General features: G+C 61.7%; 13 protein-coding genes. 2 read left to right on the top strand and 11 right to left on the bottom strand.

Features of this window, described 5'->3' with window-relative positions; translation table 11 throughout:
- Positions 1-30: 30 nt before the first annotated feature.
- The 7 genes from hflX to NRB16_RS14545 all read right to left on the bottom strand — a co-directional run bounded on the left by hflX (position 31) and on the right by NRB16_RS14545 (position 8,045).
- The gene (gene hflX, locus NRB16_RS14515; protein ID WP_045486825.1) at positions 31-1,332 is read right to left on the bottom strand and encodes a ribosome rescue GTPase HflX; all 1,302 of its coding nucleotides are present in this window, start codon (positions 1,330-1,332) and stop codon (positions 31-33) included.
- Between the two features lie 12 nt (positions 1,333-1,344).
- Positions 1,345-1,602 carry an RNA chaperone Hfq gene (gene hfq / locus NRB16_RS14520; RefSeq protein ID WP_045486823.1) on the bottom strand — a complete coding sequence of 86 codons (258 nt, stop codon included), beginning with the start codon at positions 1,600-1,602 and terminating at the stop codon, positions 1,345-1,347.
- 91 nt (positions 1,603-1,693) lie between these two features.
- Positions 1,694-2,665 (bottom strand): tRNA (adenosine(37)-N6)-dimethylallyltransferase MiaA, encoded by a 972-nt coding sequence (miaA, locus tag NRB16_RS14525; protein ID WP_045486821.1) that lies wholly within the window; start codon positions 2,663-2,665, stop codon positions 1,694-1,696.
- Complete coding sequence (gene mutL, locus NRB16_RS14530) at positions 2,666-4,636, bottom strand: DNA mismatch repair endonuclease MutL (protein ID WP_045486819.1); 1,971 nt, start codon at positions 4,634-4,636, stop codon at positions 2,666-2,668.
- Positions 4,633-6,054 (bottom strand): N-acetylmuramoyl-L-alanine amidase, encoded by a 1,422-nt coding sequence (locus NRB16_RS14535; RefSeq protein ID WP_045494167.1) that lies wholly within the window; start codon positions 6,052-6,054, stop codon positions 4,633-4,635. Before NRB16_RS14535 ends, mutL begins: the two co-directional genes overlap by 4 nt.
- 48 nt (positions 6,055-6,102) lie before the next feature.
- Positions 6,103-6,561 (bottom strand): tRNA (adenosine(37)-N6)-threonylcarbamoyltransferase complex ATPase subunit type 1 TsaE, encoded by a 459-nt coding sequence (gene tsaE, locus NRB16_RS14540; protein WP_253114551.1) that lies wholly within the window; start codon positions 6,559-6,561, stop codon positions 6,103-6,105.
- Positions 6,549-8,045, bottom strand: a complete 1,497-nt coding sequence (locus NRB16_RS14545) for an NAD(P)H-hydrate dehydratase (protein WP_257106388.1) — start codon at positions 8,043-8,045, stop codon at positions 6,549-6,551. The genes tsaE and NRB16_RS14545 overlap by 13 nt, the downstream gene beginning before the upstream one ends.
- 63 nt (positions 8,046-8,108) lie before the next feature.
- On the opposite strand from NRB16_RS14545, the gene queG reads away from it, so the two are divergent.
- Complete coding sequence (queG, locus tag NRB16_RS14550; protein WP_257106389.1) at positions 8,109-9,218, top strand: tRNA epoxyqueuosine(34) reductase QueG; 1,110 nt, start codon at positions 8,109-8,111, stop codon at positions 9,216-9,218.
- Here the strand turns inward: queG and NRB16_RS14555 are convergent.
- A complete protein-coding gene (locus NRB16_RS14555; protein WP_045486812.1) occupies positions 9,200-9,811 on the bottom strand; it encodes a trimeric intracellular cation channel family protein in 612 nt (203 codons plus the stop codon). The two genes, queG and NRB16_RS14555, sit on opposite strands and share 19 nt — an antisense overlap.
- A 100-nt stretch (positions 9,812-9,911) precedes the next feature.
- Positions 9,912-10,445: an oligoribonuclease gene (gene orn / locus NRB16_RS14560; protein WP_045486810.1), complete on the bottom strand. Its 534-nt coding sequence runs from the start codon at positions 10,443-10,445 to the stop codon at positions 9,912-9,914.
- Between the two features lie 86 nt (positions 10,446-10,531).
- Between orn and rsgA the strand changes: the two genes are divergently transcribed.
- On the top strand, positions 10,532-11,563 hold the full coding sequence (gene rsgA, locus NRB16_RS14565; RefSeq protein WP_045486808.1) for a small ribosomal subunit biogenesis GTPase RsgA: 1,032 nt from the start codon (positions 10,532-10,534) through the stop codon (positions 11,561-11,563).
- Positions 11,564-11,631: 68 nt separating this feature from the next.
- On the opposite strand, the gene motB is transcribed toward rsgA, so the two are convergent.
- Positions 11,632-12,654, bottom strand: coding sequence for a flagellar motor protein MotB (gene motB, locus NRB16_RS14570; protein WP_045486807.1), 1,023 nt, complete (start codon positions 12,652-12,654; stop codon positions 11,632-11,634).
- 3 nt (positions 12,655-12,657) lie between these two features.
- Positions 12,658-13,509, bottom strand: a complete 852-nt coding sequence (gene motA / locus NRB16_RS14575) for a flagellar motor stator protein MotA (protein WP_045486806.1) — start codon at positions 13,507-13,509, stop codon at positions 12,658-12,660.
- Positions 13,510-13,622 lie beyond the last annotated feature (113 nt).

Consider the following 13,622-nt stretch of genomic DNA (forward strand, 5'->3'; position numbering starts at 1 on the left):
GGAAAGGCGTGCTATCGCTTTCCCGCGCTTTTATTGCAAAGTGTGTTGCTCAATGAACTCCAGCGGCTGCAATCCTTCGCGACTCACCAGTCGATTGAGTTCGACACGTGGCAGACGCACAGCCAGCAAGCTGGCCCCTTCTTCATCGTGCACCTCGCTTTGCACAGCGCCGACTTCAAAGAACCTTGCCCGCAGTCGAGCAAAACGCTGCGGTAAACGCAAGGTTGCAACAAAAAGATCTTCACCCAACAGCTCAGCGATCGCCTGCTTGAGCAGGTCGAGACCACGACCGTCGCGGGCCGACAGCCAGACCCGCTCCGGCTTGCCATCAGGGGTTCGCTGGATATGCGGCTCGACATTCTCGAGCAGATCGAGTTTGTTATACACCTCAAGTATCGGCAAGTCCTGGGCGCCGATCTCGACCAGCACGGCCATGACCTGTTCGATCTGCGCATCGCGCTCAGGCTCATGGGCGTCGATCACATGCAGCAGCAGGTCGGAATTGCTCGATTCTTCCAGCGTGGCGCGAAACGCCTCGACCAGTTTGTGCGGAAGGTGGCGAATGAAACCCACGGTATCGGCCAGAACAATCGGCCCCAGGTCGTCAAGCTGCAGACGACGCAGGGTCGGATCGAGGGTGGCGAACAACTGGTCGGCCGCATAGACCTCAGAATCGGTCACTGAATTGAACAGCGTCGACTTGCCTGCGTTGGTATAGCCGACCAGCGAAACCGAAGGGATATCCGCCCGCTTGCGCCCGCGCCGCGCCTGATCGCGCTGGCTGCGCACCTTCTCCAGACGGCCCTTGATCTGCCGCAGGCGCACCCGCAGCAGACGACGGTCGGTTTCGAGCTGGGTCTCACCAGGACCGCGCAGCCCGATACCACCCTTTTGCCGCTCAAGGTGAGTCCAGCCGCGAACCAGGCGGGTACTCATATGCTCAAGCTGGGCCAGTTCAACCTGCAGCTTGCCTTCATGGGTACGCGCACGCTGGGCGAAGATGTCGAGAATCAACCCGGTACGATCGAGCACCCGGCATTCAAAGACACGTTCGAGGTTACGCTCCTGGCTGGGCGTGAGGGTGTGATTGAAAATCACCAGATCGACATGACCGGAGCGGACCTGGTCGCGAAGTTCCTCGACCTTGCCGGTTCCGATCAGGTATTTGGCCGATGGACGATGCCGTGGCACGTTGACCAGTGCGACGGTATCGGCGCCGGCCGACAGAGCCAGCTCCTGAAACTCCTGCGGATCTTCGCGCGCCTCAGGGTCTTGACCTTCCAGATGAACGAGCAACGCCCGCTCACCACCGCTGTGGCGCTCAAAGAACAAGGCAGGCTCCTATCAGGCGTTACCAGGCTCGGAATCACCTGCTTCATCGGTAGCACTTGGCAGGCGGATTGGACGGACCGGAACAACAGTGGAAATAGCATGCTTGTACACCATCTGGCTGACGGTGTTTTTCAGCAGAATGACGAACTGATCGAACGACTCGATCGTACCTTGCAGCTTGATACCGTTGACCAGATAGATCGAAACGCCGACCTTCTCTTTGCGCAAGGTATTCAAGTAAGGGTCTTGTAGCGAATGCCCTTTTGACATGTGCCGCACTCCTTTAAGGATCAATAATAGTAAAACGAATTCGATTGGCTTGGACCGCCACCCCCCAAGGATAGACAGCCATTGCAGGGACTCAGTCCAATATGGAGACCGATCCCAGGTATTTCAAGGTGCGTGGCAGATTGTCGCGATCCAGACTGTCAAGCCAGTGCAGGTTCTTCCAGCTGCGTAGCCAGGTGAACTGCCTCTTGGCCAACTGGCGCGTGGCAATGATGCCGCGTTCCTGCATCTCTTCACGTGTAAGCTTGCCATCCAGATGATCCCAGACCTGGCGATAACCGACGGCTCTGATGGACGGCAGATCTGCGTGCAGATCGCCTCTTGAGCGCAGTGCCAGTACTTCGTCCAGAAATCCCTGTTCCAGCATTTGCACAAAACGTAAGGCAATGCGGTCATGCAATACCTTGCGATCAGCCGGAGCTATCGCAAGACTGGCGACAGTATAGGGCAATTGTCCCTGTCCCGATGCTGATCCTTCGGCACTTTGCGCAATTTGTTGCTCGCGGTGCGCCGTCATGCTCATTCCACTGACCAGATAAACCTCCAGCGCGCGAATCAACCGCTGCGGGTCATTGGGATGAATACGCGCCGCCGACACCGGATCCACCTCGGCCAACCGGTCATGCAACGCCTGCCACCCGTGAGCCTGCGCCTGGGCTTCAAGCTGTGCGCGTATCCCGGCATCGGCGGACGGCATGTCGGCCAGCCCCTCCAATAGAGCCTTGAAATACAACATAGTGCCGCCGACCAGCAAAGGAATATTGCCGCGCGCGGTAATTTCAGCCATGGCCTCAAGAGCATCGCGGCGAAAATCGGCTGCCGAGTAGCTTTGCGAGGGGTCGAGAATGTCAATCAAGCGGTGTGGAAACTCGGCCAGTTGCGCCTTCGACGGCTTGGCCGTGCCGATGTCCATGCCGCGATAGACCAGTGCCGAGTCGACGCTGATCAGTTCACAAGGCAGGACCCTGGTGAGTTCAATGGCAAGATCAGTCTTGCCCGCAGCGGTTGGCCCCATGAGAAAGATGGCCGCAGGTAAAGCATTCATTCAACGACCGCGCAGGAAAAGTTTGTCCAGATCATCCAGGCCCATCTGGGTCCAGGTGGGCCGCCCGTGGTTGCATTGGCCACTGCGCTCGGTATTTTCCATGTCACGCAGCAAACCGTTCATTTCCGGGATCGCCAGCCGCCGGTTGGCACGTACCGCGCCGTGGCACGCCATGGTGCCAAGCAACTCGTTCATGTGTGCCTGGACCCTGTCACTGGTGCCGTACTCCATCAGATCGGCCAGCACGTCGCTGACCAGCCGATTGGCCTCGGCCTGTTTGAGCAGTGCCGGAATCTGCCGAATCGCCAGGCTTTCCGGCCCCAGCCGCTGTAATTCGAAGCCCAACTGCCGGAAGGTATCCAGGTGTTCCTCGGCGCAATCGGCTTCGCGCTGACTGACCGCAATCGACTCAGGCACCAACAGCGGCTGACCACTGAGACCTTCATGGGCCATCGCCACCTTCAAGCGTTCATACATGATCCGCTCATGCGCGGCATGCATATCCACCAGCACCAGACCATGGGCATTTTCGGCCAGGATGTAGATCCCCTTGAGCTGCGCCAGGGCATAGCCCAGCGGCGGGATGTCGCCGCTTGACTCCGGCAGCGACGCCACCTCAGACGCCGGCGCGGCGCCGGCCAGTGGCGCATAGAATTCGCGGTAGACGTTCTGGGTCTCAGCAGTCGGCAGGCTGGAAGTGGGCCGCGGCGTGTACTGATACTGGTAACCGCCAGAACCGCCGCCAGCGGCCCCTGCGCCACCTGCCGGCGCGCCATAAGCCTGGCCTTGCGGGCGCTCCAGCGCGTGCGCAGCCAGGCTCATCTCGCCTTGTGGCCCGAACTCGCCAGCCTGCAGACCGCTCGGCCGCTGGATCGGTGCCTCGGGTTGCGCCTCGGGCAGGTGATCCTGCGGCCTTACATCGCCCAGCGCCCGGTGCAGGGTGCCGTACAGGAAGTCATGGACCATGCGCCCGTCACGAAAACGCACTTCATGCTTGGTCGGGTGGACGTTGACATCCACTGCTGCCGGATCGACCTCGAAAAACAACACGAAGGTCGGATGACGACCATTGAATAGCACGTCGCGATAGGCTTGCCGCACCGCATGGGCAACCAGCTTGTCGCGCACCGCACGGCCATTGACGAAAAAATACTGCAGGTCGGCCTGGCTGCGCGAAAAGGTCGGCAAGCCGACCCAGCCCCACAGGTGCAGGCCGTTGCGCTCGATATCAATCGGCAGCGCCTGCTCCAGAAAACCCGGACCACAGATGGCCCCGACACGCCGCGCCTTGGCCGTGTCGTCATGGGCTTCATGCAGGCTCAGGACGCTTTTGCCGTTGTGGCGCAGGTGGAAGGCCACGTCGAAACGCGCCAGCGCCATACGCCGGATGACTTCCTGCAAATGATCGAATTCGGTTTTTTCGGCCTTGAGAAACTTGCGCCGTGCCGGGGTGTTGAAAAACAGGTCACGCACTTCGACCGATGTCCCCACCGGGTGCGCCGATGGCTGGACCCTGGAGTTCATCTCACGACCTTCGGTTTCGACCTGCCAGGCCTGATCGGCGTCACGGGTTCGGGAAGTCAAGGTCAGACGCGACACCGAACTGATCGACGCCAGCGCCTCACCACGAAAGCCCAGGCTCATCACCCGCTCAAGGTCTTCGAGCTCGCGAATCTTGCTGGTCGCGTGGCGGGCCAGCGCCAGCGGCAGATCATCCGCCGCAATGCCTCGGCCGTCATCACGCACCTTGAGCAGCTTGACGCCGGCCTGCTCGACATCGACATCAATGCGCCGGGCACCGGAATCCAGGCTGTTCTCCAGCAGTTCCTTGACCACCGAGGCCGGGCGTTCGACCACCTCACCGGCAGCAATCTGGTTGGCAAGGCGCGGGCTGAGCAACTGGATACGCGCCGCAGGAGAAACGCTTGCAGCGTCCTGTGCGGGTTGGTCGTCAACAAGCAGATCCGTCATGGCTGGGTGGCAACCTCGACGCTGGGGATTCGCAGGTCCTGACCAATGCGCAGATCGTCAGTCTTGAGCCCGTTGGCACTGCGCAGGGTCGCCATGCTCATCTCATAGCGCGCAGCAAGCATGGCCAGGGTTTCACCGGAGCGTACGACGTGGTTGCGCGGCCCCTGAGCCAGTTTACCGTTATCACGCAGCCAGGCGATGTAGGTGCCCTGCGGCGGGTTCTGCTGGAAGAACTGCTTGACCCCGGCGTTGATCGAACGGGCCAGCGCCTGCTGGTGCGAAGTGGTGGTCAGCTTGCTGGCCTCGTTGGCATTCGAGATAAAGCCGGTTTCGACCAGGATCGACGGGATATCCGGTGACTTGAGCACCATGAAGCCGGCTTGCTCGACACGGGATTTGTGCAGCGGCGTAATCCGGCCGATGCTGCTCAAGACCTTTTGCCCGACGTTCAGGCTCGACGACAGCGAGGCGGTCATCGACAGGTCAAGCAGCACACCGGCAAGCATTCGGTCCTTGTCGTCAAGGCTCACGGCACCGGCACCACCAATCAGGTCGGAACGGTTTTCACTGTCGGCCAGCCAGCGTGCGGTTTCCGATGTTGCGCCGCGATCGGACAAAGCGAACACCGAGGCGCCGAACGCCGCCTTGGACGGCGCGGCGTCAGCATGAATCGACACGAACAGGTCAGCCCCTTTGGCGCGGGCGATCTCGGTACGCTTGCGCAGCGGAATGAAGTAGTCGCCAGTGCGGGTCAACTCGGCCCGGTAGCCCTTCTCCGCGCTGATCTGGCGCTGCAGCTCTTTGGCGATCGACAGCACCACATGCTTCTCGATCTGCCCTTTGCCGCCCGAAGCTCCCGGGTCTTCGCCGCCGTGACCGGCATCGATCACCACCACGATGTCGCGCTTGCCGCTTGGGACCGGAGTGAGCTTGACATCGGGCTTGGCCGGGCTGATCGGTACCGCTGGCGCAGTGGCCACTGTGGTCTCCGGCAGGCTCGGCGGCGGGTTGGCATCGGCGGCGTTGTCGAACAGGTCGACCACCAGACGATTGCCGTACTGCTGGTTAGGGGCCAGGGTAAAACTCTTGGGGGTCACAGCCTTATTCAGGTCAACGACCACGCGCAAATCCGTAGGGGTGCGCTGCGCCGAACGCACACTGGTAATCGGCGTATTGGCGGTCGCCACGTTCAATGGCCCGCTCAGGGTCGCACCATTGATGTCGATCACCAGCCGATCCGGAGCGGTCAGCGTGAATACGCTGTGCTGCACCGGCCCCGACAGGTCAAAGACCAGCCGGGTGTTGTCCGGGGCGCGCCACAGGCGGACACTGCGCACCTGGGTCGCGGCCGCCCACACATCGACGGCCATGGCCATCAACAGCAAACCAAGCACCGCCAGCGGCGCGCGCATGCGCATATTCATCCCCATATCAGTAAAAGTTCTCTGTGAATTCTGCCTGGCTCATCAGGCCAGGGCCGCGCACCAGCGTTCGCCACGCGGGCCTTGCGGGTTGAGGGTCACCGTACGACCGGCACCCTGGTGCGTAATGGTAATGGTCAGGTCGGGCTTTGGCAAAAACCCCTTGCCACGGGCCGGCCATTCGATCAGGCACAGTGCATCATCGGCGAAGTAATCGCGGATGCCCATGTACTCCAGCTCTTCAGGGTCGGTCAGCCGATACAGGTCGAAATGAAAAGCCCGCAGCGCGCCGATTTCATAGGGTTCGACCAGGGTAAAGGTCGGGCTTTTGACTGCCCCTTCATGACCCAGGCCGCGGATCAGTCCGCGTGACAGGGTGGTCTTGCCCGCGCCCAGGTCACCTTCGAGAAAAATCACACCCTTTGCCGCAGTGAGCTGCGCCAGCTGCGCGCCCAATGCCACCATGGCGTCTTCGCCATCTACCTGCAGGGTTACTTCAGACACGGTTGCAGCTCCTCCAACAGGCGACGAATGATCACGATCAGGTCACTGGCGAGCAGCCCACGCCCCTCCAGGCCTGCCAGCTCACCGGCCCTGGCATGCAGCCAGACGCCCAGGCAAGCCGCTTCGAATGGTTGCATGTGCTGCGCCAACAGGGCACCGATCAGACCGGACAGCACATCGCCCAGCCCGGCACTGGCCATGGCTGGATGCCCCCGATCACAGAGCGCCAGGCGCCCCTGCGGATCGGCAATCAGGCTGCCACTGCCCTTGAGCACGCAAACAGCCTTGAACTGTTCTGCAAGACGGCGAACCGCTGCGGGCCTGTCGGCCTGCACTTCGGCCGTCGTGACACCCAGCAACCGTGCCGCCTCACCAGGGTGCGGGGTGATGACACAGCCCGACGGCAGCCTGACCTGGCCGGCCGCCAACAGGTTGAGTGCATCGGCATCCCACACCTGCGGTTTGTCGGCACCGGCAACGACAGACAGCAGGCTGCGTGCCCAACCGCCCTGCCCCAGACCGGGACCTGCCACCAGCACATCAGCGGCAGCGACCAACCCGGTCAATTGGTTGGCCGAATGAATCCCGGTGCTCATGATTTCCGGCATGCGCACCAGCGCAGCCGTGACGTGTTCAGCGCGGGTTGCCAGGGTCAGCATCCCGGCGCCGCTGCGCAATGCACTTTCGGCGCTCAACAGCGCGGCGCCGCCAAAGCCGTGATCACCGCCCACCACCAGTACCCGGCCGAACTGCCCCTTGTGCGCAGTACGCGGGCGCGGCGCCAGAGTTGCCAGGTTGGCGCTGTCAAGCCGTGTCGCGGTGGCCGGCGTCTGGCTGAGCGACTGCGGGTCAGCCTGCAAATCTTCACACAGCAGTTGCCCGACATGATCAGCCGCATCGCCGGTGAACAGGCCCAGCTTCAGAGCGATAAAGGTCACGGTCAGATCGGCGCACACGGCGCAGCCCAGCGCCTGCCCCGTGTCAGCACTCAGACCGGAGGGGATATCCACCGCAACCACCGGCAGGTCCGCCGCATTGATGGCTTCAATGGCCGCTTTATAGGGCTCACGCACCTCGCCGCGCAGCCCGGTGCCCAACAGCGCATCAACTACCACACCGACCAGCGGCTGGCCCAGCCATTGGAGGATTTCGACACCCGCTGCGCGAGCCTGCTGATGGGCCGTGGCGGCATCGCCATGCAGAGCAGCCGGATCACCCACCGCCAGAACCCGCACCACCCAACCGGCCTGATGCGCCAACTGTGCCACCAGATACCCGTCGCCGGCGTTGTTGCCATGCCCGGCCAGCACCGTCAGCACGCCCGCCTCGGGCCAGCGTCGGCGCACTGCACGCCAGGTCGCACGGGCCGCACGCTGCATCAGCTCCAGACCTGGCGTGCCGGCGGCAATCAGCCGCGCATCGAGGTCACGGACCTGTTCAGCGGTGTACAGCGCGTCGGGTAAATGGCTTTGAGTATCTGGCATGCGTGTGTGGGCTCCGATATCTGGCAGAATTATACGCACCTTGGTCTTATTTTCTCCTTTCGCATGCCCGCAACTACCGAACAACTGACCGGCGACGAACTCGCCGAACTTGCCCTGTCGATCAAGACCTGGGGCCGCGAACTGGGCTTCCAGCAGGTCGGCATCAGCGGCCTTGATCTCAACGAGCATGAACAGCATCTGGAGCGCTGGCTCGACGCGGGCTACCACGGCGAGATGGACTATATGGCCGCGCATGGCAGCAAACGTTCCCATCCCGAGCAACTGGTGCCTGGCACCTTGCGCGTGGTGTCGCTGCGCATGGACTACCTGCCAGGCGACAGCGAGATGACCCAACGCCTGGCTGAACCGGAAAAAGCCTACGTGTCGCGCTACGCGCTGGGCCGCGATTACCACAAGTTGGTGCGCAAACGTCTGCAGCAACTGGCCGAGCGCATTCAGCAGGCGATCGGCCCGTTCGGTTACCGGGCCTTCGTCGATAGCGCCCCGGTACTGGAAAAAGCCATTGCCGAACAGGCCGGGCTGGGCTGGATCGGCAAGAACACTTTGGTACTCAACCGCAAGGCCGGCAGTTTCTTCTTTCTTGGCGAGCTGTTCGTCGACATGCCGCTGCCGGTGGACCCGCCCCACGCCACCGAGCATTGCGGCCGGTGCAGCGCCTGCCTGGACATCTGCCCGACGGCAGCGTTTGTAGGCCCGTATGTGCTCGATGCCCGGCGTTGCATTTCCTACCTGACCATCGAGCTGAAAACCGCCATTCCTGTCGAGTTGCGAGCACTGATCGGTAACCGGGTATTCGGCTGTGATGACTGCCAGATCGTCTGCCCATGGAACCGCTTCGCCAAACCCACCGAGCAAAGCGATTTCCAGCCGCGCCATAACCTCGACAATGCCGGGCTGGCCGAGCTGTTCATGTGGGACGAAGAGCGCTTTCTCAGCAGCACCGAAGGCTCGCCCCTGCGCCGCGCCGGCTATGAGCGCTGGCTGCGCAACCTGGCCGTCGGGCTGGGTAACGCGCCCTCGACCATCAGCGTGCTGCAGGCCCTGGAGGCACGACGTGAGCACCCGTCAGAACTGGTCCGTGAGCATGTCGAATGGGCCATAGAGCAGCACGCCCTGCGGGGTAGGGGCTGCGTTCAGTGGTCATCCTTGTAAACGAACTTCGGCATTTCCCATTTGAAGCGGATCGCCAACAGGCGCATCAACAGGCCGCCGAACAGGGTAATCAGGATCGCCTGCTCATCTGACACGCCAAGGTAGCGACAAGCCAGGAAGCACCAGGCAGCAAGGAAGGACACGCTGGCATAGAGCTCGCGGCGGAAGATCAGCGGAATATCGTTGCAGAAGATGTCGCGCAGAATGCCGCCGAACACTCCGGTGATCACGCCACAGACCGAAGCGACCAGCATGCCGTGCCCTGTTTCCAGGGCGGTCAGGCAGCCAATCAGGGTGAAAGCCACCAGGCCCACGGCATCGAGCACCAGAAACAGCGAGCGCAGATGCCGCATCAGCGGCGCGATGAAGATCGTCACCAGCGCCGCGACGCTGGTCAGTACCAGATATTCGGGGTGTTTCACCCAGGTCAGAGGGTAATGACCAAGCAGCACATCGCGCACCGACCCACCACCCAACGCAGTGACACAGGCAATCAGCACCACGCCAAACCAGTCCATGCCCCGTCGTCCTGCGGACAACGCGCCGGTCATGGCCTCGGCGGTAATCGCCATCAGATACAGCATCAACAACATGGCGTTACCCCCTGCGACAAAGCCGCGCAGTCTACCCGGCGGCCCGACGCACTGAAAGGGTGCAAAGGGCTTTGTTGACTGCGCGCTTGAAGCAGCGTGCTTACTTGATGAAGTTTTCGCGGTAAAAACGCAGCTCAGCAATGGATTCGCGGATATCGTCCAGTGCCAGGTGAGTGCTGCCCTTCTTGAACTTCAGCTCTGGCGACCAGCGGGCCGCCAGCTCCTTGAGGGTCGAAACGTCAAGGTTGCGGTAGTGAAAGTAGTTTTCCAGCGTTGGCATGTGCCGGTACAGGAAGCGCCGGTCCTGGCAGATGCTGTTACCGCAGATCGGCGAGCTGCGCTCCGGCACCCATTGCTTGATGAACGCCAGCGTCAGGGCCTCGGCCTGGGCGCTGTCGATGGTGCTCTCACGGACCCGCTGAGTCAGCCCCGAGCCGCCATGCTGACGGGTGTTCCACTCATCCATGCCGGCCAGAATCTCGTCACTCTGGTGCACCGCAATCACCGGGCCTTCGGCCAGGGTATTGAGCTCGCTGTCAGTGATGATGGTGGCCATTTCGATGATTACATCGTTGTCAGGGTCCAGGCCGGTCATTTCCAGATCGATCCAGATCAGGTTGCTCTTGCTTTGCATATATTGGCTCCTCAGCATAGGCGCGCAGTTTAGCTCAGCGTCGGCATGCTAGTATCGCGCGTTCGAGCTCATTGACCGGGAATCCCATGGCCAAACGCCAACTCAACCGCCGCCAGAACTGGCGCATCGAAAAGATCCAGGGCGAACGCGCCGCTCGCGCCGCCAAACGTGAGACCCAGGCGCTGGAGATTCTGGAAGGCGGCGACCTGGGCCCGGAAGAGTTCGGCCAGGTGATTGCTCATTTCGGTGTGCAGGTCGAAGTCGAGGCCCAGGACGGCGAGCATCGCGGCCAGACCTACCGCTGCTACCTGCGCGCCAACCTGCCGGCACTGGTCACTGGCGACAAAGTGGTGTGGCGGGCCGGCAATCAGGGCGTTGGCGTGATTGTCGCGCAACTGCCGCGCAGCACCGAACTGTGCCGCCCTGACAGCCGCGGGCTGCTCAAGCCGGTCGCGGCCAACGTCGACCTGATCGTCATCGTCTTCGCGCCGATGCCTGAGCCGCATGCCAACCTGATCGATCGCTACCTGGTCGCCGCCGAACATGCCGGCATCCACCCGTTGCTGCTGCTCAACAAGGCTGATCTGATCGACGAACACAACAGCGTGGTACTCAACGACCTGCTGTCGGTGTATCGCGGCCTGGGTTATCCGGTGCTCGAAGTATCTGCCCATCAGGGCGATGGCATGCAGCAGTTGCAACAGCAACTGGATGGCAAAGTGAGTGTATTTGTCGGCCAGTCCGGGGTCGGCAAATCATCGCTGGTCAACAGCCTGTTGCCGGAAGTCGGCACCCGGGTCGGGCCGCTATCGGAGTTTTCCGGACAAGGCACCCACACCACCACCACCGCACGCCTGTTCCACTTCCCGGGCGGCGGTGATCTGATCGACTCGCCGGGTATCCGCGAATTTGGCCTGGTGCATGTGAGCCGGGACGACGTCGAGGCCGGCTTTATCGAGTTCAATGATCTGCTGGGCAAATGCCGCTTTCGCGACTGCAAGCATGACCGCGAGCCGGGTTGTGCGCTGCTCAATGCGCTGGAACAAGGCCGCATCCATCCGCAACGGATGCACAGCTACCGCTCGATCCTGGCCAGTCTGCCGCAAGACGAATACTGAGACTGGCGCAGCAAAGCTGCCAGCCGCCCCTGCTGCACGCTACAGGGGCGGCCTGACAGCCAGGCAGATTACGGGTTGCTACCCGGCGCCCTGAGCGGCCCCTGATCGAAGATATTGACCCGTTCACGAACCTCATGCGGCAGCACGGCCGGCGCCTGGCTGCCGTTCGCCGCGCCAGGCGCAGCGGCTCCAGGCGCCGCAGCACCCGGTGCCGCCGGGGCTGGATTGACCGGCGGCGCACTGCCTTGGTCACCATCCATACGCTGCTGGGCCTTGCGGGTCAGCACGATGATATCGATACGCCGGTTGACCGGGTTCAGCGGATGTTGGCGATCGAACAGCGCCGAGGACGCGTACCCCACCACTCGTGCCACCTGCTGCTCAGGGTAGCCACCGGCGATCAGCGCACGACGGGCAGCGTTGGCGCGGTTGGCCGACAGCTCCCAGTTGCCGAACTCACCGGTACCGGCAAACGGCTTGGCATCTGTATGACCACTGACGCTGATCTTGTTCGGCACAGCCTTGATGGTGTCAGACATCGCCAGCAGGATGTCTTCGAAGTAAGGTTTGAGCCGCGCACTGCCGGAGTCGAACATTGGCCGGTTATCGGCATCGACAATCTGGATACGCAAACCGTCCTGAGTGATCTCCAGCAGGATCTGGTCCTTGAACTTTTGCAGCTCCGGACTCTCTTCAATCTTGTTCTGCAACTCCAGCAGGAGCATTTCCATGCGTTCCTGCTCGACCTGCTCGGCCTTGGCTTCGGCAGACTCGGCCTCGATCGGCACGGTGTCCGGGCTCGGCGTACTCTTGACCTCGGGGTTGAGGGTCTGGTTAGGAGACATTTCCGGCGAGCCGCCCAGGTCGATGACATAGGGCGAGCCACTGTCGCTGAAGCCGACCGGGTCCTTGAAGTAACCGGCCACGGCCACCAGTTGTTCCGGAGTCGCAGCCGACAACAGCCAGAGCACCAGAAAGAACGCCATCATTGCTGTCGCAAAGTCAGCAAAGGCGATCTTCCAGGCACCGCCGTGGTGCCCCCCGCCAAAGCGCTTGACGCGCTTGACGATTATTGGCTGATTATTTTCCATGGTTTAGCGACCACGTACGGCTTGTTCCAGCTCGCTGAAGCTGGGGCGGTGGGCGGGGTAAAGCACCTTGCGACCGAACTCGACGGCCAGTGATGGCGGCATGCCGGAAGCCGAGGCCACAAGAGCCGCCTTGATCGACTCGTAGACGTTCATTTCTTCCTTGGCATCGTGCGCCAGGCAAGAAGCCAGCGGACCAAAGAAGCCGTACGCCGCGATGATACCGAAGAAGGTACCGACCAGTGCCGCCGCCACGTGCTGGCCGATGGCGGCCTTGTCACCGGTTCCCAGCATGGCCATGGTGATCACGATACCCAGTACCGCGGCCACGATACCGAAACCGGGCATACCGTCGGCAATGCCGGTCACGGCGTGGGAAGGATGCTCAAGCTCTTCCTTCATGCTCAACAGTTCCATGTCGAACAGGCCTTCAAGCTCGTGAGGAGCCATGTTGCCGGACGACATGATGCGCAGGTAATCGCAGATGTAGGCGGTCATGCGCTCATCCTTGAGTACGCCAGGGTACTTGGCGAAGATCGGACTGGAAGCCGGCTCTTCGATGTCCCCTTCGATGGCCATCATGCCTTCGCGGCGGCTCTTGTTGAGAATCTCGTACACCAGACCCAGCACTTCGAGGTAATAGGCATGCGTGAAGCGAGTGCTGAACATCTTCAGCGACTTTTTGAACACATGCATGGTCATATGGCCAGGGTTGGCCTGCAGAAAGGCGCCCAGCGCTGCACCACCAATGATGACGATTTCAAATGGCTGGAACAGCGCTGCCAATTGACCGTGGGATAGCATGTATCCGCCGAGAACGCTCGCGAAAACGACAATGATGCCGATGATTTTGGCCATAGGTACAAATACTTGTTGAGTCGGGTTCAGGGAGATGTGCGGTGATTCATGAAACTGTTGTTCTGCTTATCGGCCCGCCTGAGCCAGACTATAGGCTGTTGCCGTGAAAAACC

The organism is Pseudomonas sp. LJDD11, from assembly GCF_024584215.1.
Lineage (GTDB): Bacteria > Pseudomonadota > Gammaproteobacteria > Pseudomonadales > Pseudomonadaceae > Aquipseudomonas.